The sequence below is a fragment of the Mesorhizobium sp. 43Arga genome (assembly GCF_053714255.1).
This window is the reverse complement of record NZ_JBSKBO010000001.1, coordinates 1,114,240-1,136,409: the sequence shown is the minus strand read 5'-3', so window position 1 is coordinate 1,136,409 and position 22,170 is coordinate 1,114,240. Positions and strand designations below refer to the sequence as shown.

20 protein-coding genes are annotated in these 22,170 nt (G+C 63.5%); 14 read left to right on the top strand and 6 right to left on the bottom strand.

Annotated elements, in window-relative coordinates; genetic code table 11:
- Positions 1-24 precede the first annotated feature (24 nt).
- The 5 genes from ACWGS8_RS05610 (at position 25) to ACWGS8_RS05590 (ending at position 7,133) form a co-directional block, all read left to right on the top strand.
- Positions 25-1,929, top strand: a complete 1,905-nt coding sequence (locus ACWGS8_RS05610; protein WP_454579972.1) for an ATP-binding protein — start codon at positions 25-27, stop codon at positions 1,927-1,929.
- 61 nt (positions 1,930-1,990) lie between these two features.
- Positions 1,991-2,401: an endonuclease domain-containing protein gene (locus ACWGS8_RS05605; protein ID WP_454579971.1), complete on the top strand. Its 411-nt coding sequence runs from the start codon at positions 1,991-1,993 to the stop codon at positions 2,399-2,401.
- A 67-nt stretch (positions 2,402-2,468) separates the two neighbouring features.
- A complete protein-coding gene (locus ACWGS8_RS05600) occupies positions 2,469-3,770 on the top strand; it encodes a DUF6638 family protein (RefSeq protein WP_454579970.1) in 1,302 nt (433 codons plus the stop codon).
- Between the two features lie 105 nt (positions 3,771-3,875).
- Entirely contained in the window at positions 3,876-5,000 is a 1,125-nt protein-coding gene (locus tag ACWGS8_RS05595) for a DUF2333 family protein (RefSeq protein WP_454579969.1), read from the top strand.
- A gap of 453 nt (positions 5,001-5,453) precedes the next feature.
- A complete protein-coding gene (locus ACWGS8_RS05590; protein ID WP_454579968.1) occupies positions 5,454-7,133 on the top strand; it encodes a formate--tetrahydrofolate ligase in 1,680 nt (559 codons plus the stop codon).
- A 67-nt stretch (positions 7,134-7,200) separates the two neighbouring features.
- Here the strand turns inward: ACWGS8_RS05590 and ACWGS8_RS05585 are convergent, their stop codons facing one another.
- Positions 7,201-7,845, bottom strand: coding sequence for a cysteine hydrolase family protein (locus tag ACWGS8_RS05585; RefSeq protein ID WP_454579967.1), 645 nt, complete (start codon positions 7,843-7,845; stop codon positions 7,201-7,203).
- Positions 7,846-7,971: 126 nt separating this feature from the next.
- Between ACWGS8_RS05585 and ACWGS8_RS05580 the strand changes: the two genes are divergently transcribed.
- Positions 7,972-8,967, top strand: a complete 996-nt coding sequence (locus ACWGS8_RS05580) for a helix-turn-helix domain-containing protein (RefSeq protein ID WP_454579966.1) — start codon at positions 7,972-7,974, stop codon at positions 8,965-8,967.
- Positions 8,968-9,021: 54 nt separating this feature from the next.
- Here the strand turns inward: ACWGS8_RS05580 and ACWGS8_RS05575 are convergent, their stop codons facing one another.
- Positions 9,022-9,582: a cytochrome b/b6 domain-containing protein gene (locus tag ACWGS8_RS05575; protein WP_454579965.1), complete on the bottom strand. Its 561-nt coding sequence runs from the start codon at positions 9,580-9,582 to the stop codon at positions 9,022-9,024.
- A 5-nt stretch (positions 9,583-9,587) separates the two neighbouring features.
- Complete coding sequence (locus ACWGS8_RS05570) at positions 9,588-9,854, bottom strand: PepSY domain-containing protein (protein ID WP_454579964.1); 267 nt, start codon at positions 9,852-9,854, stop codon at positions 9,588-9,590.
- 168 nt (positions 9,855-10,022) lie between these two features.
- On the opposite strand from ACWGS8_RS05570, the gene ACWGS8_RS05565 reads away from it, so the two are divergent.
- Together ACWGS8_RS05565 and ACWGS8_RS05560 are read left to right on the top strand one after the other, a co-directional pair.
- Positions 10,023-10,682, top strand: coding sequence for a response regulator (locus tag ACWGS8_RS05565; protein WP_454579963.1), 660 nt, complete (start codon positions 10,023-10,025; stop codon positions 10,680-10,682).
- Positions 10,679-12,010 carry an ATP-binding protein gene (locus ACWGS8_RS05560; protein ID WP_454579962.1) on the top strand — a complete coding sequence of 444 codons (1,332 nt, stop codon included), beginning with the start codon at positions 10,679-10,681 and terminating at the stop codon, positions 12,008-12,010. Before ACWGS8_RS05565 ends, ACWGS8_RS05560 begins: the two co-directional genes overlap by 4 nt.
- A 2-nt stretch (positions 12,011-12,012) precedes the next feature.
- Here ACWGS8_RS05560 and ACWGS8_RS05555 read toward each other — a convergent pair whose 3' ends face one another.
- Positions 12,013-12,570: a sugar O-acetyltransferase gene (locus ACWGS8_RS05555; protein WP_454579961.1), complete on the bottom strand. Its 558-nt coding sequence runs from the start codon at positions 12,568-12,570 to the stop codon at positions 12,013-12,015.
- A 141-nt stretch (positions 12,571-12,711) separates the two neighbouring features.
- On the opposite strand from ACWGS8_RS05555, the gene ACWGS8_RS05550 reads away from it, so the two are divergent.
- From ACWGS8_RS05550 to ACWGS8_RS05535, 4 genes are all read left to right on the top strand, one after another.
- Positions 12,712-13,173: a DUF4126 domain-containing protein gene (locus ACWGS8_RS05550; RefSeq protein WP_454579960.1), complete on the top strand. Its 462-nt coding sequence runs from the start codon at positions 12,712-12,714 to the stop codon at positions 13,171-13,173.
- Positions 13,170-14,546 (top strand): FAD-containing oxidoreductase, encoded by a 1,377-nt coding sequence (locus ACWGS8_RS05545; RefSeq protein WP_454579959.1) that lies wholly within the window; start codon positions 13,170-13,172, stop codon positions 14,544-14,546. The genes ACWGS8_RS05550 and ACWGS8_RS05545 overlap by 4 nt, the downstream gene beginning before the upstream one ends.
- A gap of 112 nt (positions 14,547-14,658) precedes the next feature.
- Entirely contained in the window at positions 14,659-15,834 is a 1,176-nt protein-coding gene (locus ACWGS8_RS05540) for an MFS transporter (protein ID WP_454579958.1), read from the top strand.
- Between the two features lie 109 nt (positions 15,835-15,943).
- Entirely contained in the window at positions 15,944-16,999 is a 1,056-nt protein-coding gene (locus tag ACWGS8_RS05535; RefSeq protein ID WP_454579957.1) for a peptidase M14, read from the top strand.
- Position 17,000: 1 nt separating this feature from the next.
- On the opposite strand, the gene ACWGS8_RS05530 is transcribed toward ACWGS8_RS05535, so the two are convergent.
- Entirely contained in the window at positions 17,001-17,771 is a 771-nt protein-coding gene (locus ACWGS8_RS05530) for an isocitrate lyase/PEP mutase family protein (RefSeq protein ID WP_454579956.1), read from the bottom strand.
- Between the two features lie 318 nt (positions 17,772-18,089).
- On the opposite strand from ACWGS8_RS05530, the gene ACWGS8_RS05525 reads away from it, so the two are divergent.
- Positions 18,090-20,279 (top strand): anthranilate synthase, encoded by a 2,190-nt coding sequence (locus ACWGS8_RS05525; protein WP_454579955.1) that lies wholly within the window; start codon positions 18,090-18,092, stop codon positions 20,277-20,279.
- A gap of 5 nt (positions 20,280-20,284) precedes the next feature.
- The gene (locus ACWGS8_RS05520; RefSeq protein WP_454579954.1) at positions 20,285-21,232 is read left to right on the top strand and encodes a cation diffusion facilitator family transporter; all 948 of its coding nucleotides are present in this window, start codon (positions 20,285-20,287) and stop codon (positions 21,230-21,232) included.
- Between the two features lie 215 nt (positions 21,233-21,447).
- Here the strand turns inward: ACWGS8_RS05520 and ACWGS8_RS05515 are convergent, their stop codons facing one another.
- Positions 21,448-22,152: a DUF4272 domain-containing protein gene (locus ACWGS8_RS05515; protein ID WP_454579953.1), complete on the bottom strand. Its 705-nt coding sequence runs from the start codon at positions 22,150-22,152 to the stop codon at positions 21,448-21,450.
- Between the last annotated feature and the right edge of the window lie 18 nt (positions 22,153-22,170).

Here is a 22,170-nt window from a genome sequence, read left to right as displayed (position 1 = left end):
CCGTAACACCACGGAGCACACTTCATGGACACCGGCCTGACCACCATCCCGGAAGCGGCGATCGAGAAGCACCGCGCCACCGCGCAGAGCTTCATCACCCGCATCGTCGTGCTTGAGGATCCGTCGCGCGAATCCGGCACGGCACTGGCCGGCACCAACCGCCGCTTCGTCTCCACTGTCTCGGTCGGCTCGGTCCGCCGCACGCGCGAGGTCGAACTGTCGAAGACCGTCGGCGCCGTCCATCCCGACGACCAGTTGCTGACCATCCCGCAGCACACGCTTCTGTTTCGTGCCCGGCGCGGCACGGCGATCGCGCTCGCTGTATCGGATGTCTTCGCCGAAGGCTCCGACCTCGAAAGCCTGCAGGCGAAGAACGTCCGCGCGCCGCTCGAGGGCGACGAGGCATCGACCTTCAAGAAGCTTCTTTCGGCCTCTGCCTACATCTCGGCCTTCAGCCTGGCGTCCTATCTGTTCCAGCTGATCGACAGCGACGGCGAGGCGCCCAACGACATCCCCGAACCCGACTTCCTTTTCGACACGCCGCAGGATGCGGTGAAGTCGATCCTCGCCGGCCTCGACAAGGCGATAGCGGGTTCGAAGGACGATGCCGACCTGATGACCAGGGCACGCGCCTTCGCCCGCGTCGCCATTGACGGGCTGCTGGCCAGAAAAGGCCGCTTCGACGGCATCGGCCCGTTCGAGAACGCCCATATCCGTATCGATGCCGACGATTTCACCCTCGACGGCTTCGACGTCGCGCCAGGCAAGCGCTCCAAGCCGCTGGTGATGACCTTCAAGAAGCCGGAAGAGGTCGTCGGCAACCACATTGCCAAATACCAGTCGGTCAAATTAGCCAAGATGCTGATGGCCTATGATTTCGAGCGCGAGCTGAACCCGTTCGTCGAACTCGGCGGCTTCCTGTTCACTTTCATCGGCGACGGCGCACCCGGCACCGGCAAGACGACTTTGATCCAGATGATCGCCGGCCTCGTCAACGGCTACTGCCAGGTCGCCGGCTATCCCTTCGCCTATGAGAATTTCGGCGTCGACCAGATCTCGTCCTATCAGGGCAAGTCAGGCCAGAACTGCCGCCAGTTCATCAACAATGTCTTGAACCCGCGCGTCATCGGCTTCGGCACCATCGACGATATCGACCAGGTGGCGGCACGTCGCTCCGACGACCGCGCCTCGGCCGGCCAGCAGGAAATCACCGGCGTCCTGATGGACGCTTTCGCCGGCGCGTCAACCGTTGTGCGCGGCAACTGCTCATTCGGCATGTTTTCCAACTATCCCGAAAATGTCGACGATGCGCTGCGCCAGCGCGCCGGCGCCCGCTGGCTGGTCGACGGCCCGCAGACCCGCGACGACTATATCGACATCTTCGTGCTGCTGGCCGGCAAGAACCACGAGATCCCTCTGGGCAAGCACGAACTCTACGCCGCGCAAGAAATCAAGCGTGCTGTCGAGGAAGCCTATGAGGAGCACGAGAAACCGCAGGAAGACGGCCTGATCAAGGTCTATGAGCGCTATATGAAGGAGAACGGCTCGCCCAAGACCATGGCCGACATCGGCACCTACCTGCACCTGATCAAGGACGCCGAGCCCCGGTTCACCGGCCGCGCCATCAAGAACGTCACCGACGCCATCAAGATGCGCGCCATGGACATCGAGCTTCCCGACGACTGGTTCGAAAAGCCGGAAGCGTTCATGCACAAGGACTACGACGAGAAGAAAGCCATGATCGAGGAACTGCGCGGTCCGTTCTCGATGGATATGGTCATGCAGGAGATCAACCGCTACGCCGATTCCGAGTTCCGCTACTCCGACAAATCCGACGACGCCGCCGTGGAAAAACTGCTGCGCGACGCGCGGCTGCGCGAGCGGGCGGCACGCGAGATGGAGGAGATGAAGAAGAAGGGGTCGTGGTGATCTTTTCCTTCTCCCCGTTTACGGGGAGAAGGTGCCCGAAGGGCGGATGAGGGGCAGCGCCATGCGTGGAAGAAATGAGCCAAAGGTTGTGAGAGCCCGCGAGTTGCGGAGAGTTGAGAACGATGCCGAGGAAAGGCTTTGGCATGAATTGCGCGGACGACGATTGAATGGCCACAAGTTTGTTCGGCAGCTGTCGATCGGCCCCTATTTCGCGGACTTCGCCTGCCGCGAAGCCAATCTGGTTGTCGAAGTCGACGGCAGCCAGCATGCCAGTCGATCCCACGATCGATACAGGGATGAGACCATGAACAGGAACGGCTGGTCGGTTCTGAGGGTTTGGCACGCTGATGTTTTGGCCAACCTTTCGAGCGTGCTGGATACGATTGTTGCGGCCTTGGACGGGCGGCTCGACCGGAAAATGATTGCTGTCGACGCGAAGTTTTTGCCCGCTTCAACGTCGGGTGAAAAATGATGAGCGTTTGCGCTGCCCCTCATCCGCCCTTCGGGCACCTTCTCCCCGTGAACGGGGAGAAGGAAAGATGAGCGCCAAAAAACCCGACCTCTTGCGCGACAACGAGCTCATCTACGGTCGATTGCTCATCGTCGACGAGCCGCATCTCATCCAGCGTTACAACAAGGCGCTGGCCGCGTTCGGCCTGCCGCCCACCAGGCTGAAGGGCTTCCAGATCGACCGCACCGGCTTCTCGCCCGAGATCGCCGACGAATGCGGCGACCCCGACTATCTCGATCCCAACGAGGTCAATCGCCGTTTCATCATCCTGACGCCGTCGCAGATCGACCTGCCGGTGGTGCACACGGCCTTCTCCAACACGTCGCAACTGATGTTCGAGTTCATGTCCAAGAACCAGCGCGCCATCGACGCGCTGACCATCAAGGATGTCATCTATGGCGAGATCGAGGATTCCATTCCCAAGGTCAACGATATCGAGGACCTGCTGTCGATCAGCCAGGTCGAGTTCAAGGTGCTGTCGGCCGAGGACGTGCTGGGCAAGGCCGCTGAACTCGGCAAGCTCGTCGACCGGCTGAGGCAGGAGCCCGATGCCTGGCGCGACAATACCATGCTGACGCGTATGGTGGAGTTGGCGAAAATCTGCGGCGACATCAGAGAGAACGCACTGGTGCCCGACCAGGTGATCTTCCGCCACAATGCCTACTGGACCAGCCATTTCGGCGGGCTCTACGTGTTCGTCGATCCCGACATGACGACGGTGATCAGCGATCCTGCCGCGCCGGGGTTCCGCCGCTCGCGGCCGTGGCAGGTGAGCTATCTCTCCATCAAGGACGCCGACAAGGTCTTCAAGTTCCTGGCCAGCACCGGCCGCATCGAACTGCCGCGCGCCTCCTGGATAGAAGCGTCTGGCTATCTCGAGCACCGCGCCGAGATGGTGGTGCGCGCGCTGATCCGTGACGCCGAGCCAAACCGCAATCTGACCGATGTCGACAAGGTCTGGCTGCAGACCTGGATCCAGAGCCATGCCGACCTGATCACCAAGGACGGCAATTTCCCGTTCCTCAACGCCGCCAAGCGCGAGATCGCCCAGCTTGGCCATCTCAAGATCGAGGATGTGTTCCCGCAGCAGCGCTTCCTCGTGGTCCGCGCCAAGCCGGACCATCCCGACGCCTGGCTGACCAACCGGCTGATCTCGGATTTCGTGCCGACCGACTTCGTCTCGCGCTACATCTTCAACAAGCAGGGCTTCTACAAGGACTATGACGGCTTCAGCGACGCCTGGAGATCGCACGTTGTGGACGTTCTGAAAACCACATATTTGAAGGACAAGGTGGCGTTTCGCACACGCCTCTACGGCCTGACTGACTAGAACGAAATGAGCCGAAATTTCGTTCTAACTTGTTGTTTTAGCACATGATGTTATCCAAAAAGTCTGCAACTTTTTGGCATCATGCTTTGAGGGGGTGACACAGCCATGCTCGATCCGATCGTGAACTTCTTGTCCAGGATTTTTCAATGGATCGGCCGCGGCATCGGCCTTCTGATCGGCGCCATCCTGTGGCCTTTCCTGTGGGCCGGCCGCTGGTACACGCAGCGCGGCTGGATCCTCAAGGCCGTGGTTGGCCTAGCCCTGCTGGTGCTGATCGGCCTCTACGCCAATTTCTTCTATGCCACGCAGTGGTGGAACAATTTCAACCCGAACTATCCAGACAGCTACACGTTCGAGAAGCGCAATGTTTCCGCCGGCGAGCAGGTGGCCGCGGGCACCGGCACCGACACGGCAAAGACCTGCGGCAACTCCGGTATTGCCCAGATCGCGGCGGACCTGACCGACTTCAACGTCAACCAGAATGCCTGGATCTCGTCGATGATCCTCTACAAGCTCGGCCTGTTCGGCATCGACTGGGACAACACGCCGTGGATGGACAACAAGGCTTCGTTCCAGCGTGGCATCAACCAGGCGGTGCGGCGCACGGCGACCGAACTCGCCGACAATCTCGGCCGTGTGCGCACGACCTCGCAGATCGATGCCGACCTGCAGGATGCGCGCGGCAATCTGCAGTTCGACGAATACACCTGGTATTTCGGCGTGAGCCCGTTCGGCCCGAAGACGCCGACCCCGAGCTATTATCGCGACGCGGTGCGCAAGCTGCGTTCGTTCAATGCCCGCCTTGCCACCTGCCAGGCCACTTTCGATGCCCGCGCCGATAATCTGAAGCAGTATATCGACCGCATCGCATCAGACATCGGCTCGACCTCCGCCATCCTCAAGGAGCGTGCCGAGAACCATAACAATGGCTGGTTCGACACCCGCGCGGACGACCGCTACTGGTTCGCCTATGGCCAGCTCTATGCCTATTACGGCCTGATGAAGGGCGCCCAGGCCGATTTCGAGGACGTCATCAAGGAAAAGCACCTGCAGAGCCTGTGGGACACGATGGACGCACAATTCGTCTCGGCGCTGCGCATCCAGCCCTTCATCATCGCCAATGGCCGTGAGGATGGCTGGCTGCTGCCGACGCACCTGACGACGATGGGCTTCTACATCCTGCGCGTGCGCTCCAACATGGTCGAGATCAGCAACGTGCTGACGCAGTAGCGTTCGCCAGTCGCAATGCATGTCGCCCAAAAGTGGTCCCGGTTTTGGGAGAACGACATGCATAGGAACAAAAGGCTAAAGCGCGATGCGCTTTAGAGCAATTCCAGGAAATGTGTGAGCGGTTTTTCCGTCCGGAATTGCGTTAAAACAAAAACCCGGGCGATGGCGAATTTGCGCCGTCGCCTCTGTCGCATTCCGTGCATTGTGCGGCTGTTTTGAGACGGCGGAAGCGCCGCCGCTCTGGCTTCTATACGGCGCGGCAAGCGGAGCCAAAAAGAACCGAGGACAGGTCGGTCGGCCGCACAGGAATTTTCTCTATAGGAAACATAGTTGCATGGAAGTTGACGCCACGGCAGCGACAGGGTTAAAACATGCCCGCGCGCCCGGTTCCAACCTGCTTGCGATAGAGATCAACCCCGTCCCCTCCACCGTTCAATCCAGAGGAAAGCCGTCATGGCCGAAGTGAAGTCCGACATCGAGATCGCGCGCGCCGCCAAGAAAAAGCAGATCCAGGAGATCGGCCAGAAGATCGGCATCCCGACCGAGCATCTGCTGCCCTACGGCCACGACAAGGCCAAGATCTCAGCCGAATTCATCAAATCGGTGAAGGGCAACAAGGATGGCAGGCTGATCCTGGTCACCGCCATCAACCCTACGCCTGCCGGCGAAGGCAAGACCACCACCACGGTCGGCCTCGGCGATGGCCTCAACCGCATCGGCAAAAAGGCGATCGTCTGCATCCGCGAAGCCTCGCTCGGCCCGAATTTCGGCGTCAAGGGCGGTGCCGCCGGCGGCGGCTATGCGCAGGTCGTGCCGATGGAGGACATGAACCTCCACTTCACCGGCGACTTCCACGCCATCACCACCGCCCACAATCTGCTCTCAGCGCTGATCGACAACCACATCTACTGGGGCAATGATCTCGGCATCGACACACGCCGCGTGGTGTGGCGCCGCGTCATGGACATGAACGACCGGGCGCTGCGCGAAATCATCTGCTCGCTCGGCGGCGTCGCCAACGGGTTCCCGCGCGAGGCCGGCTTCGACATCACCGTCGCCTCGGAAGTCATGGCGATCCTGTGCCTTGCCACCGACCTGAAGGATCTGGAAAAGCGCCTCGGCGACATCATCGTCGCCTACCGCCGCGACAAGTCGCCGGTCTATGCCCGCGACCTCAAGGCCGACGGCGCCATGGCCGTGCTTCTGAAGGACGCCATGCAGCCGAACCTGGTGCAGACGCTGGAGAACAACCCGGCCTTCGTCCATGGCGGCCCGTTCGCCAACATCGCGCATGGCTGCAACTCGGTCGTCGCCACCACCACGGCGCTGAAGCTCGCCGACTATGTCGTCACCGAAGCCGGCTTCGGCGCCGACCTCGGTGCTGAAAAATTCTTCGACATCAAGTGCCGCAAGGCGGGCCTGAAGCCAGCGGCGGCCGTCATCGTCGCCACCGTGCGCGCCATGAAGATGAATGGCGGCGTCAAGAAGGAGGACCTCGGCAAGGAGAACATCGAGGCGGTGAAGAAGGGCTGCGCCAATCTCGGCCGCCACATCGAGAATATCAGGCAGTTCGGCGTGCCCGCGGTGGTTGCCATCAACCATTTCTATTCCGACACCGACGCCGAAATCCAGGCGATGAAGGACTATGTCGCCTCCATGGGTGAAGAGGCGGTGCTGTGCAAGCACTGGGCCAAGGGCTCGGCCGGCATCGAGGAACTCGCCAACAAGGTGGTGGCGCTGGCCGAATCCGGCGCCTCGCAATTCGCGCCGCTCTATCCCGACGCCATGCCGCTGTTCGAGAAGATCAACACCATCGTCCAGCGCATCTATCGCGGCTCGGAAGCGATCGCCGACAAGTCGGTGCGCGACCAGTTGCACGCCTGGGAGCAGGCCGGCTACGGCAACCTCCCGGTCTGCATGGCCAAGACCCAGTACTCCTTCTCGACCGACCCGAACCTGCGCGGCGCGCCGACCGGCCACACCGTGCCGGTGCGCGAGGTCAGGCTTTCGGCAGGCGCCGGCTTCGTCGTCATCATCTGCGGCGAGGTCATGACCATGCCCGGCCTGCCCAAGGCGCCGTCCTCGGAAAAGATCTTCCTCAACGAGGCCGGCCAGATCGAAGGCCTGTTCTAGAATCTTTCAAATCCTGAACGGCAAAGGGCGCCGCAGCGATGCGGCGCCCTTTCTGTTTGCGGATATCCTACGCCGCGTTGCGCGCCAGCGCCCGCTGGTTGCAGGCGTAGATCGTGTCGCGTTCCGGCAGGGCGCCGGTCTTCAGGCACTCGACCCATTCGGCGGTCTTAAGCACGGCCGCGAAGCGCGACTGCAGGATGATCGTGACGACGCGGTGGATCTCTTCGGCCGAGGCATAGCCGGCGCTGTTGGCATAGGGCACCGAGCCGGTCGCATCCGACAGGAACTCGACGGCAAAGCCCATATGCACGGCATGGATGATGGTCGACAGGTCGCAATTATGCGTCATGTAGCCGACCACCGTGAGCGTATCGATGGCATTGGCGCGCAGCCACGCCTCGAGGTCGGTGCCGGCAAACGCCGAGGGCAGCGTCTTCTCGACATAGTGGTCGCGGCCGCGCTTGGCGATTTCGGGATGCAATTCGCCGCCATGGCTGCCCTTGGCGAAGATCGGCGAGGTCTCGGGCGCCATCTGCTTGATAACAACCACCTTGATGCCGGCAGCCGCGGCGGCATCCATGGCGCGCGCCACATTGACGACGCTGTCGCGGAACGGCGGATGCTGGATGGCCAGATTGCCGCCGTCATAGTCGTTCTGGACGTCGACGACGATGAGCGCGCGGCGCGGCGTGGTGTTGGCTCTGTCAGACATGGTGTTTCCCTTTCCGGCTTGAATGCGATGGGCGGAAAATAGGCGGCTTCGTGATTGATCAAAAGTGGCCCGATTGACATCATTCGAAAGAATTGGGACAATCCAGCCTCCCAACCGGAAACGCCCATGACCGCCCCGATCATCGCCGTTCTCGCCTTCGACGGCATCAGCCCGTTTCACCTTTCCGTGCCTTGCCTGGTGTTCGGCGCCGACCGGACCAGGCTCGGCCTGCCGCGCTTCGACTTCCGTGTCTGCGGGGTCGAGCAAGGCATGATCCGGACCGATGCCGGGCTGAGCATTCTTGTCCCGCACGATCTGTCCGTGCTCGACGATGCCGACATCATCATCGTCCCGAGCTGGAAGGATCTCGAAGCCCCGCTGGCCAGGCCGCTCAACGAAGCGCTCGGCCGCGCGCACCGGCGCGGGGCGCTGATTGTCGGCCTGTGCCTCGGCACCTTTGCCATTGCCGCCGCCGGCCTGCTTTCAGGCCGGAAGGCAACCACGCATTGGGCCTATACGGACCAGTTGCAGGCGCTGCACCCCGATATCTCGGTCGACGCCGATGTGCTTTATGTCGATGACGGCGACATCGTCACCTCCGCCGGCGTCGCCGCCGGCCTGGATTGCTGCCTGCATATCGTGCGCGCCCGCTATGGCGCGGAAGCGGCACTGCGGCTCGCCCGGCACGTTGTGCTCTCACCGCATCGGCAGGGCGGGCAGGCGCAGTTCATCGAACGCCCCGTGGCAAAAAGCGCGAACACCGACCGCTTCACACAGGCGCTCGACGCGGTGCGCGCGACACTCGGCGAGGCGCACAGCCTCGACAGCGTCGCCGAGGCCGCCGGCCTGACGCGGCGCACCTTCACCCGCCGCTTCCAGAAATCGATCGGCACCAGTTTTGGCGACTGGCTGACCAGCCAGCGCATCGAACTGGCGCAGCGCCTGCTGGAAGCGACGGAGAAATCGATGGACATCGTGGCCTTCGAGGCCGGCTTCGGCAGCGCCACCTCGCTGCGCCAGCATTTCGCCGCGAGGCTGAGGACATCGCCGGCGCAGTATCGGCGGGAATTCACCCGGCGGGTCGATCGGGACGAACGGGTGGCGCAGGCCCTGTCATCTTGAACTCGAGCGGCAAAGGGCGCCGCGCGGCGCCCTTTGCATTTCCAGTCTCTGTGGTCAGGCGACGTCTTCCGGCGATGGTGCGCGTTTGCGGCCAGTGATCATGGCGCGAACCAGATTCTCGCTATGGCGCCGGCTGGCCAGCAGCACGCCGCCAACATGCAGCCCGATCAGCACCAGGATGCCATTGCCCAGGATCTTGTGCGTGTCCTCGACCCAGGCCACGCCCCACCAGGCATCGGTGGTCTGCATCCAGCCGGTCAGCGCAATTCCAGCCACGCAAGCCAGAAGTGCCAGAACCATGGCGCCGCCGGCAGGGTTATGGCCGAGATAGCGCCTCTCATCGCCCTGCGCCACATCGGCGAGATAAGCGCTCACCGCGCGCGGCCCACGCACGAACTGACGGAAGCGCGTGTATCCAGATCCGACCAGGCCGGCGATTAGCCGTGAGGCTATCAGCACGCCCGCGCAATAGCCGGCCAGTTCATGCACCTTCATGATTTCGCCGGAAGAAAGCCACGCCACCGCAACGCACAGGACCAGCGACCAGTGAAAGAGGCGGACGTAAGGGCTCCAGACCTTGACCAATTGTTCTCGTGTCGAAACGGTGGCGTTCATGGCGATCAACCGTCGTCGGAATCGGCGCCGACCGACTCGAGCGTCTTGGGATTGAACACGGCTTCCAGCTTCTTGCCGCTGGCGTCGAGTGCCTTGGCTTCATAGCAGCCGTTTTCCGTCTTGATGCTGCGGACCTTCCAGCCCTCGCTTTCGAGCTTCTTCTGCAGCGCCTCGCGCGGCTGCCACTGGTCGGTCGGCACATCGCATCTGTCTGCGGCAAAGGCTGGTCCGGCAACGGCCATCACCAGCGCGGTCAGGATCAAGGTCTTCATCTTGTTTTCTCCATCGGCCAATTCCGATGTTGCGGACCTTGGCTGTGGAACCTGACAGCCACCTGAACGCCCCTCGCCTCGTCCAAAAGCGGCGATTGGCTTTCGTTCAGCTTCCTGTCAGCCTTGTGCGGCATGAAGTCGGCGTGTCGCCGCGAACACGGAGCTAAGGTGCGCGTCCTGCTGATCGAAGACGACCCCGTGCTGGGCGAGGCGGTGCGCGATCACGTCGCCGCCGACGGCCATGCCGTGGACTGGAGCACGACGCTTGGCGAGGCGGGCGATCACCTCCATGTCGTCTCCTATGAACTCGTCCTGCTCGACCTGCATCTGCCTGATGGCAAGGGCCTCGAATTCCTGAAAACGCTGCGTCGCGAAGGCACCGACACGCCAGTCATCATCCTGACCGCGCGCGACCAGCTCTCCAACCGCATAAAGGGGCTGAATTCCGGGGCGGACGACTATCTGGTCAAGCCGTTCGACCTCGGAGAACTATCCGCGCGCCTTGCCGCGGTCGCGCGCCGCTATGCAGGAAACCCCAATCCCTTGATCCGGCTGGGGCCGGTCGAAATCGACCAGGCCGCGCGCCGTGTTGCCGTCGACGGCGTGGAGGCCATGCTGACGTCCCGCGAATGGGCGGTTCTGGAACAGTTCTTGCGCCGGCCCGGCACGACCGTCGGCAAAAATCAGATCGAGGATGCGCTCTACGCCTTCGGCGCGGAGATCGAAAGCAACACCGTCGAAGTCTATGTCAGTCGCCTGCGCAAGAAGATCGGGCGTCAGACGATCATGACCGTAAGGGGGCTGGGCTACCGCCTGGCATCTTCATGAAGGTCCTCAACAGCCTTGCCGGTCGCCTCGTGGCCTCGCTGATTCTGGTCACGGTCGCCCTTGGCCTGGTCGCCGCGGGCGCGGGAAGCATCACCCTGCATCGTGAAATCAACGAGGCCATGGACAGTTCCATGCAGGAAGCGGCGCGCCGGCTGCTGCCACTGGTCATCGATGATCTATTCGGACGCGAGGCGTCGCAATCGCCGCGCAGGCTGGCAGCGGGCGTTTCGGACGATGACGGCGGCCGCCTGATCTTCCAGGTGCGAGACGCCGGCGGCCGCGTTCTCTTGCACTCCTATGATGCTCCTGCGGAGCCGCTCACGGTTGGACTGGCGCGCGGATTCTCGGAGAGAGCCGGCTGGCGCATTTACACCGAGCCGGCGGTCAGCGGCACGGTTTTCATCCAGGTCGCCGAGCTCGATTCACGACGCAATGAGGAGACGCTCGAAGCCGCCACTGGCTTCCTGATACCGATGGTCATCCTCATCCCGTTGAGCGCGCTTGTCGCCTGGCTGACCCTGGCGCGTTTCCTGAGGCCGATTTCGACACTGCGCGGCGAGATCAGCGCCCGTCATGGTGACAACCTCGCTCCGATCCGCACCGAGGACCTGCCCTCGGAGCTTGCCGCCATTGCCAAGTCGGTCAACAGCCTGATGCGGCGCCTCAACATGGCACTCGACGCCGAAAGAGAGTTCACCGCCAACGCCGCGCATGAATTGCGCACGCCGATCGCCGGCGCGCTGGCCCAGACGGAGCGGCTGATTGCCGAAGCTCCCGACGAGACCTCGCGAAAACGCCCACGCCAGATCAAGCGGGCCCTGTCCGACCTCGCCGACCTGTCGGAAAAGCTGATGCAGTTGGCGCGCGCCGATGCCGGAGTAGCGGTCGCCGGCAAGCCAGTCGATCTTGCCGCGGTCGCGGCACTGGTGGTCGAAGACTTCGAGCAGCGCGGCCAGAACAAGGGCCGCCTTCGCCTTGAAACGCCGAAGGCCAAGGCATACGCCGCGATCGACACCGATGCGCTGGCCGTCATCCTGCGCAACCTCATCGAGAATGCCTTGCGGCATGGCGCCGAAGGCGGCGAGGTTGTCGTGCGCATCGACGAGGACGCCCGGCTCAGTGTGATCAACCAAGGCCCGGTGGTTCCGACCCCAGAGAGCTTGATCCAACGGTTCGAACGCGGCGCGACGCGCGCCGAGGGGTCTGGCCTCGGATTGGCGATCGTCAACAAAATCCTGCAACAGATCGACGCGACGCTGGTCCTGAACTCGCCAGCATCCGGCCGGCAGGATGGTTTTGAAGCAACGATCCGCTTTCCCACGGCGTAACGTCAACAGCGCTTGACGGCCCGCGCCGGATTGCCAACCACCGTGGTGTTCGCCGGCACGTCGCGCGTCACAACCGCGCCGGCGCCGACGATGGCGCCGGCGCCGATGCCGACGCCGCCAAGGATGACCGCGCTGCCGCCGATCCAGGCATAGGCGCCGATCTCGACCGGCCTGGCGATCTCCAGCCCCGCTTGCCGGCCCATGGCCTCCTTGTGGTGTTCGGCGCAATAGATCTGCACATTGGGGCCAAGCAGCGTTCCCTTGCCGGTGCGCACGGCTGCCGTGTCGAGAATGGTGCAGCCGGCGTTGAGGAAGACGCCATCGCCGAGAAAAATGTTGAAGCCGTAGGCGCAGTGGAACGGCGCCTCGATGCGGGCGCCCTCGCCCCTGCCGCCAAGCAATGCCTTCAGGCCCGGCCCGAGATTGCCGCGCTGCCTTGGCGACAGGCAATTGTGCTCGAACACCGCGTCGCGCGCGAGGGCACGCAGCGCCTCCAGCTCGTCATCGAGGCAAGAGTACCATTCGCCGGCCGCCATCTTGGCGCGTTCACTTCCAGCCATGGCGGGGTCTCCGATTGACGTCGTTGCAAAGCATGGTTGCGGCCAGCAGAAAAGCGCCAATCCAAGTACTGGTCAAATATCCGACCTATGGTAGCCTGCCGTCCCAAGGCCGTCCTGGCCCCGTGATCGAGGGGGATCAACATGCTCTATCTTCTTGCACTTCTGATCGGCGTGATTGCCGGCCTGCGCGCCATGACCGCGCCGGCCGCGGTCGCCTGGGGCGCGTATCTGGGCTGGCTGCCGGTTGCCGGCACATGGGCAAGCTTCATGAGCCATTGGGCCGCCGTCGGTATCTTCACGATCCTCGCCGTCGTCGAGCTCGTCACCGACCAGCTGCCGTCCACGCCGAGCCGTAAGGTGCCGCAGCAGTTCGGCGCCCGCATCATCATGGGCGCCTTCACCGGCGCGGCGATCGGCGCGACCGGTGGCGCCACCATCGGCGGCCTGATCGCCGGCGCCATCGGCGCGGTCATCGGCACTTATGGCGGCGCCGAAGCGCGCGGCCGGCTGGCGGCCGCTTTCGGCAAGGATCAGCCCGCCGCCTTCATCGAGGACGCGGTGGCGATCATCGGCGGCCTGCTGATCGTGGCGGCGGTGGCATGACGGCAAGAACTTTCGACGCCATCATCATTGGCGCCGGCCAGGCCGGCACACCGCTCGCCGGCAGGCTGAACGCAGCCGGCATGAGCGTGGCGCTGATCGAGCGCAAGCTGGTCGGCGGCACCTGCGTCAACACCGGCTGCATCCCGACCAAGACGATGGTGGCGAGCGCCTATGCCGCGCATCTGGCGCGCCGCGCCGCCGACTATGGCGTGACGGTCAATGGCCCTGTCGGCGTCGACTACAAGGCGATCAAGGCGCGCAAGGACAAGGTTTCGGGCGCCTCCCGCACCGGGCTGGAAAGCTGGATCGCCGGCATGGACAAATGCACGCTCTATCGCGGCCATGCGCGCTTCGAATCCGCCAATACGGTGCGCGTCGGCGACGACCTTCTGACCGCCGACAAGATCTTCCTCAACACCGGCGGCCGTGCTTCCGTGCCCGATTTGCCCGGCATCCACGACATCGACTATCTGACCAATTCCTCGATGATGGATCTCGAGGTCCTGCCGCGCCATCTGGTCGTCGTCGGCGGCAGCTACATTTCGCTCGAATTCGCGCAGATGTTCCGCCGTTTCGGCTCGGACGTCACCGTCATCGAGAAGAGCCCGCGCCTGACCGGCCGCGAGGACGAGGACGTCTCGGCCACCATCCTGTCCATCCTCGAAAACGAAGGCATTACGGTCCATGTCGGCGCCGACGACATCGGCTTCGCCAAACAGGGCGGCGATATCGCCGTGACCTTCTCGGCCGGCAAGCCGCCCGCCGTCGGTTCTCACGTGCTGCTGGCGCTCGGACGAACGCTCAACACCGACGATCTCGGCCTCGACAGAGCCGGCGTCGCCGTCGACAAGCGTGGTGCCGTTATCGTGGACGACCGGCTGCGCACCAGCGTCCCCGGCATCTGGGCGATGGGCGACTGCAACGGCAAGGGCGCCTTCACCCACACCTCCTACAATGACTACGAGATCGTCGCCGCCAACCTGCTCGACGATGATCCGCGCAAAGTCAGCGACCGCATCGAGGCCTATGCGCTTTACATCGACCCGCCGCTCGGCCGCTGCGGCATGACCGAGGCGGCGGTGAAGAAATCCGGACGCCGCGCGCTGGTCGGCCAGCGGCCGATGACCCGCGTCGGCCGCGCCGTCGAAAAGGGCGAGACGCAGGGCTTCATGAAGATCCTGGTCGATGCCGACACCAGGGAAATCCTCGGCTGTTCGGTGCTTGGCCCCGGCGGCGACGAGGCGGTGCATTGCGTGCTCGATCTGATGTACGCCAAGGCACCGATCGACACGCTGGCGCGCGCGACGCACATCCACCCCACTGTCTCGGAACTGCTGCCCACCATTGCCCAGGAGCTGAGGCCGCTGGCCTGACGGCACCTCAAGCTCACGACATTCTGCATTGGTGCATTGCAGCAATGTGCATTGCGCATAGCTCAATTCCTGGCGCAATCTCTGAATTGAACCGATTCAGTCTGGACGCTCCATGCCTTTGCCGATCCTTGCGCTTGCCATTGCGTCCTTCTGCATCGGCGCCACCGAATTCGTCATCATGGGCCTGCTGCCGGAGGTCGCCGCCGACCTTCGCGTGTCGATCCCTTCGGCCGGCCTGCTGGTCACCGGCTATGCGCTTGGCGTCGTCTTCGGCGCCCCGATCGTCGCCATGGCCACCGCGCATCTGCCGCGCAAGCCGGTGCTGGTGGGGCTGGCTGCGTCGTTCGTCGTCGGCAATCTGTTCTGCGCCATCGCGCCTGACTACTGGGCGCTGATGGCGGCGCGTGTCTTCACCGCCTTTGGCCACGGCGCTTTCTTCGGCATCGGCTCGGTCGTTGCCGCCAGCCTGGTGCCGCGCAACAAACGCGCCAGCGCCATGGCGCTGATGTTTGCCGGCCTGACGCTTTCCAACATTCTGGGCGTTCCCGCCGGCACAGCCCTTGGCGAAGCTTTCGGTTGGCGCTCCACATTCATCGCCGTGGTCGGCATAGGCCTGATCTCTGTCGCGGCCATCGCCTGGCTCGTGCCGTCGGATGTCGCTGAACCAAGCGGCGGCGGCCTGCGCGGCGAGTTGCGGGTGCTGGGCCGACTGCAGGTCTGGCTGGCGATGCTGATCGCCTCGCTGGCCTCGGCCAGCCTGTTTGCCGTTTTCACCTATATAAAGCCCTACCTGACCGACGTGTCCGGATTGTCGACCTCTGCGGTCACCTGGGTGCTCCTGTTGTTCGGCGCCGGCATGACCATCGGCAACATCATCGGCGGGCGGCTCGCCGACTGGAAGCTGATGCCGACGGTCATCGGCACGCTGCTGTTGATGGCGGTGCTGTTCGTCGGCTTCATGCAGTTCGGCGCCATTGCCAGTGTCGCCATCGGCATCGTCTTCCTTTGGGGCCTGCTCATCTTCGTCGTCGTGCCGCCGCTGCAGATCCGCGTCGTCGAGGCGGCCGCGGAAGGGCCAAACCTCGCCGCCACGCTGAACCAGGGCGCCTTCAATGTCGGCAATGCCAGCGGCGCCTGGATCGGCGGCGTGGCCCTCTCGGCCGGCGTGTCCTACGCCCACCTGCCCCTGGTCGGCGCGGTGCTCGCCTTGCTGGCGGTCACCGTCGCGGTGCTGTCGCAAGCGCTTGACCGGCGCGCGCCTGTCCCGCTCCAGGCTGCCGCGGAATAGGCGTCCATTCGCCAGAGGGGCGGAAATCTTGCGCCCATAGCGCGGCAGGCTGGACCAATCGACAGCGATCCCTCAAATGGGCATGTCTCTCGCTCTAGTGGAGGAAGTCATGCAGAAATCGATCGAACGCATCGCCGGTGACAGCGAGGGCGTTTCCTACGAATTCCCGGTGTTTCGCTTCACAGGTAGCGACAAGGCGGCGCCCTCGGCCTATCTGCAGGCCGCCCTCCATGCCGGCGAGTTGCCGGGCGTCGTCGCCATCGACGCGCTGATGCCAGAGCTGAACAAGGCCGCTGCCGAAGGCCGCATCAGGGGCGACATCACCATCGTGCCCTGGGCCAATCCGATCGGCCGCGCGCAATATCATTTCGGCGAGCATCAGGGCCGCTTTCACCTGGGCACCCGCACCAATTTCAACCGCGCCTTCCCGCTGCTCGCCGCGCCCGACGCCAAGCTCTTGCCCGACACCGCCTTTGGCGGCGCCGACCAGCGGCTGAAGTCACGCCTGGTGCAGCTGTCGCTCGGCCACGACATCGTGCTCGACCTGCACTGCGACGATGAGGGCCTTGCCTATCTCTACATCCACACCAGCCTGTGGCCGGCCATGGCCGATTGCGCCGCCGCCATGGGCGTCGATGCGGTCCTGCTGTGGAGCGAGGACACCGACGGCACCTTCGAGGGCGCCTCGATCATGCCGTACCAGAACGTTCCCGCAGATGTGGCGAAGTTCGACCGGCGCGTCGCCGCCACTGTCGAATATCGCGGCATCCTCGATGTCGATGGCGCGCTCGCTAAAGCCGACGCCGAGGGGCTCTACCGGCTACTGGTTGCGCGCGGCGTGATCGCCGACAACGCACTGCCCGCACCCGGCCCATTCAAGGGCGTCGTCGCCCCGTTGGAAAACATCGACATGATGCCGGCGCCCCGGGCCGGCGCCGTCCTCTATGACGTGAAGCCCGGCGACCGCGTCATCAGGGGCGATCGCCTCGCCACCATCGTCCACGCGCCGGGCGAAGCAGATGGCCGCGCGGAAGTGTTCGCGCCGCAGGACGGCATTATCCTGACCCGCCGCTCGCGCCGCATCATCCGCGCCGGTGAGGACCTGCTGAAGCTAGTCGGCGACAGGAAGAGCGCCGACGCCAGATCGGGTACGCTGGAGGATTGACCTAGCCCGAGATTGCCAGGCGCGCCTTGGCCTCCAGCCATTCGGCCATCTGCCGGTACGGCACCGGGCCGTGGCTGATGCGGGCAACGCCGAGTTCGGCCAGCCGCTGGCGCGGCGGCACATGCGCCAGCGCGATAATGTTGACCGGCAGCGCAACTGCCTTGCACAGCGCCCCGATGAGACCCTCGTCACCCAGGCCCGGCGCAAAGAAGCCGCTTGCGCCGGCCTTTTCATAGGCATGCGCCCGCTCGATCGCCTGGTCGAGCAGCGCCTTGTCATGCGCGTCGGGCTTGGCCTTGAGGAAGATGTCGGTGCGGGCGTTGAGGAAGGCCGGGATGCCGAAGGCCTTGACGGCAGCCGCGGCCGCTTCGACCCGGTTCACCTGCGCGGCGATGTCGTACAGGCCGGTGCCGCCGACGATCTGGTCCTCGAAATTGAAGCCGATGGCGCCGGCCTGCAAGGCGCGTGTCACCGTTTGGGCGACGACTTCCGGCTCGACGCCATAGCCGCCCTCGAGATCCATGGTCACCGGCAGGTCGACCGCCGCGACGATGCGCCTGATGTTGTCGAGCGCCAGTTCCAGCGGGATTTTTTCGCCATCGGCATAGCCGAAGGCGGCCGCGACCGGCCAGCTGCCGGTGGCGATCGCTTTGGCCCCTGCCTTCTCGACGATCTTGGCCGAGCCCGGATCCCAGGCATTGTAGAGAACGATCGGGTTGCCCTTGACGTGAAGGGAATGGAACGTCCGCGCGCGCTCGGCCTGGTCGGTCATGGGTGTTTCCCGTGTTGGTATTGTCGGAAGTCCAGCCTAGCCGGGACCGCCGCCGCTGGCGATGTGCCATGAGCCCCCGAAGCGGCGGCCACCGGACAGACGTTTCAAACCTGTTGCGCATCCGGTTTTTCGCCGCTATGGATTTCGCCATGAACATGCGTTCGACCAAGACCATTTGGTGGTGGGCCTGCTGACAGCGGCCTGTTCGAACGCGCGTGCGTGAAAAGAGAGGGTGGCCGCAACGGAAAGTCCGGGCGGCCATTTGTCTTTTAAAAACCAGTCCCGGGTCCGTTGCCCAACAAGCTGATGGAGACGGCAATGACGATGAAGGTTCTGGAAAACGGCGCTGAAAGCTTCATGACCGCGGGTGGCATCACCATTACGCGCGAGCGCCACGACCGGCCCTATTCGGGGGCGATCGACGCCTATGTCGATGGCTTGAACTCGCGCCGCGGCGCGGTGTTTTCCTCCAACTACGAATATCCCGGCCGCTACACCCGCTGGGACACCGCCATCATCGATCCGCCGCTGGTCATTTCCGCGCGGGGCCGCGCCATGCGCATCGAAGCGCTGAACCTCCGCGGCGAGGCGCTGTTGCCGGTCATCGGCAAAACACTGGGCGGCCTTGCCGACATCACCATCACCGAGACGACGAAGACGCTCATCCGCCTCGACGTCGCCAAGCCCGGCCGTGTCTTCACGGAGGAGGAGCGCAGCCGCGTGCCTTCGGTCTTCACCGTGCTGCGCGCCATCACCGCTTTGTTCAAGACCGACGAAGACGCCAATCTCGGCCTCTATGGCGCCTTCGGCTACGACCTCTCCTTCCAGTTCGACCCGGTCGACTACAAGCTCGAGCGCAAGCCCAGCCAGCGCGACCTCGTCCTGTTCCTGCCCGACGAGATCTTGGTCGTCGATCATTATTCGGCCAAGGCCTGGACCGACCGCTACGACTATTCGGGCGAAGGATTTTCCACCCAAGGCCTGCCGCGCGACGCTATCACCGAGCCGTTCAAGACCGCCGACCGCATCCCGCCGCGCGGCGACCATGAACCCGGCGAATATGCCAATCTTGTGCGGCGCGCCATGGACTCGTTCAAGCGCGGCGACCTGTTCGAGGTCGTGCCCGGCCAGATGTTCTACGAGCGCTGCGAGACGCAGCCCTCCGACATTTCGCGCAAGCTGAAATCGATCAACCCCTCGCCCTATTCCTTCTTCATCAACCTCGGCGAAAACGAATATTTGATCGGCGCCTCGCCCGAAATGTTCGTGCGCGTCAATGGCCGCCGCGTCGAGACCTGCCCGATCTCGGGCACCATCAAGCGCGGCGACGACGCCATTTCCGATAGCGAGCAGATCCTGAAACTGCTCAATTCGAAGAAGGACGAGTCCGAGCTCACAATGTGCTCGGACGTCGACCGCAATGACAAGTCGCGGGTCTGCGAGCCGGGTTCGGTGCGCGTCATCGGCCGCCGCCAGATCGAGATGTATTCGCGCCTCATCCACACAGTCGACCACATCGAAGGCCGCCTGCGCGAAGGCATGGACGCCTTCGACGCCTTCCTGTCGCATGCCTGGGCGGTCACCGTCACCGGCGCGCCGAAACTGTGGGCCATGCGCTTTATCGAGCAGAACGAGAAAAGCCCGCGCGCCTGGTATGGCGGCGCCATCGGCATGGTCAATTTCAACGGCGACATGAACACCGGCCTGACGCTGCGTACCATCCGCATCAAGGACGGCATTGCCGAAGTGCGCGCCGGCGCGACATTGCTGTTCGACAGCATTCCCGAGGAAGAAGAAGCCGAAACCGAACTGAAGGCATCCGCCATGCTCTCCGCCATCCGCGACGCCAAGATGGGCAACTCCGCCAGCACCGAGCGCACCACCGCGCGGGTCGGCGACGGTGTCAACATTCTGCTCGTCGACCACGAGGACTCTTTCGTCCACACGCTGGCCAACTACTTCCGCCAGACCGGCGCCAATGTCTCGACCGTGCGTACGCCGGTGCCGGAGGAAGTCTTCGAGCGGCTGAAGCCGGACCTTGTTGTGCTGTCGCCCGGACCGGGCACGCCGAAGGATTTCGATTGCGCCGCCACCATCAGACGAGCCCGCGCCCGCGACCTGCCGATCTTCGGCGTCTGCCTGGGCCTGCAGGCGCTGGCCGAGGCCTATGGCGGCGAACTCAGGCAACTGCATATTCCCATGCACGGCAAGCCGTCGCGCATCCGCGTGTCCAAGCCCGGCATCATCTTCTCCGGCCTGCCCAAGGAAGTCACCGTTGGCCGCTACCACTCGATCTTCGCCGATCCGGTGCGCCTGTCCGATGATTTCATCGTCACGGCGGAGACGGAGGACGGCGTCATCATGGCCTTCGAGCACCGCAAGGAGCCGATCGCGGCGGTGCAGTTCCACCCGGAATCGATCATGACGCTCGGCCACAATGCCGGCATGCGCATCATCGAGAACATCGTCGCCCATTTGCCGCGCAAAGCCAAGGAAAAGGCAGCCTGACCTCAATGGCCGAAGCCGAGAACACGGTGGCGATCGCAGCCCGGGCGGCCGCGAAGCGCAAGGTTGCCAACCTTGCCTTCTGGTCGATCGCGGTCGCCTTTGTCGTGCTCGCGTTGAAGCTGGCCGCCTGGTACATTACTGGCTCCGTCGCGCTTTATTCGGACGCTCTGGAATCGATCGTCAACGTCATTGCCTCGGTCGCCGCCTTCTGGGCGATCCAGGTCAGTTACAAGCCGGCCGACCAGGATCATCCGTTCGGCCATCACAAGGCGGAATATTTCTCGGCGGTGCTCGAAGGCGTGCTGATCGTCGTTGCCGCGCTGTTGATCCTCAACGAGGTCTGGCGGAGCTGGCAGACGCAGGCGCCACTCGAACAGCCCTGGAAAGGTCTTGCCGTCAACGGCGTCGCCACGGTGATCAATGCCTTCTGGGCCTGGATGCTGATCCGCGTCGGCCGGGCGGAGAAATCGCCGGCGCTGATCGCCGACGGCAATCACATCATGACCGACGTCGTCACCTCGGTGGGCGTCTTCGGCGGCCTGGTCGGAGCAATCCTGACCGGCTGGCATATCTTTGATCCGGCGCTCGCCGTCATCGTCGCGCTCAACATCTTGTGGCAGGGCTGGCACGTCATCGGCTCATCGATGAACGGCTTGATGGACCGTGCCGTCGACACGCAGGAACACATGCGCATCCGCAACGTCATCTCGGCCAATTGCAAGGGGGCGCTGGAGGTGCACGATTTGAAAACCCGCATCGCCGGCCGCGCCACCTTCATCGAGTTCCATCTGGTCGTCGACGCCGACATGTCGGTCGGCGCCAGCCACGTCATCTGCGACCGCATCGAAGACGCGCTGAAAGCCGAAATCCCCTCGGTGCGCGTCACCATCCATGTCGAGCCCGACGACGAGGCCAAGCTGCCGAAAGGCACGACCGCCGTACCCTTCGCTTGAGGAAAGCCTTCAGGGCATCATCCTCGGGCGACAATGTGCCGACCTCGCCGGATCGATCGGTAACCCGCGAATGGCTCCATCCAGGCGTTGATCAGCTAAAAAGATCTCCAAATCGGGCAGCGACCGCTGATCAAAGGCACGCGAACTCGGCCTCGGCAAAACCGTCGTCAGGTGAAAGTCCGACCCAGGGTAGCACCCCGCTTGCGACCGGCTCATCATGTGTCGGTCGAGATGTCATCCCATTCCTGCCCCATATACCCAATCAGCCAATTAAGCGCGTAATGACGTTCGACAACCACGTCTTGTTGCAATCCTGCCGGCGCGGCTGTCCCATTCACCCGCGCATTCACCACAGCCCAATCGTACCGGTAGATCAAATCGGCAGCATCGAGAAGGTCGCTTTGCGGGCGCAAATTGGCCCGCTTGAGCAGCCCTTCCGTGTCGAGATCACGCAACATCGAAACGATACGCGACACATCGCAAGGCTTATCTGGGCGTCCAAGATCTTTGAAGACTTGCAACGCCCACAACATTACGAAAGCCCCTTCATAGCGCCAGCTAAAATTTGCGCGATCTTGCTCGCTTGCAACGGGGCCACCGACAAACGCTTGCTCCTTGGGCGTAAAAAACCCTTCGGCTCCAAACTGCCTGATCAAGTTGTTTACAAGATTTCGATCATTGGTCTCCGCTTTGACGGCCACGATCACCAGTGCGATGGCGCGTTCAACCACCTCGTCCGTCGTTCGTCGGCGACTTTCGGCTGCGGTTTCGATCGTCGGCAAATGGTCGATGAAGGGCACGCCCTCCTTCTTCAACTGTGCTGTTGAGGCCGCCTTGCGAGCCTCAGCCTCACCCTCAGCTTTGGCGGAACCGATGAAGGCCAAGGAAGTGAGAAAACCAAGAAAGCTGCGACGCATCATATTCATTACCAAATGGCT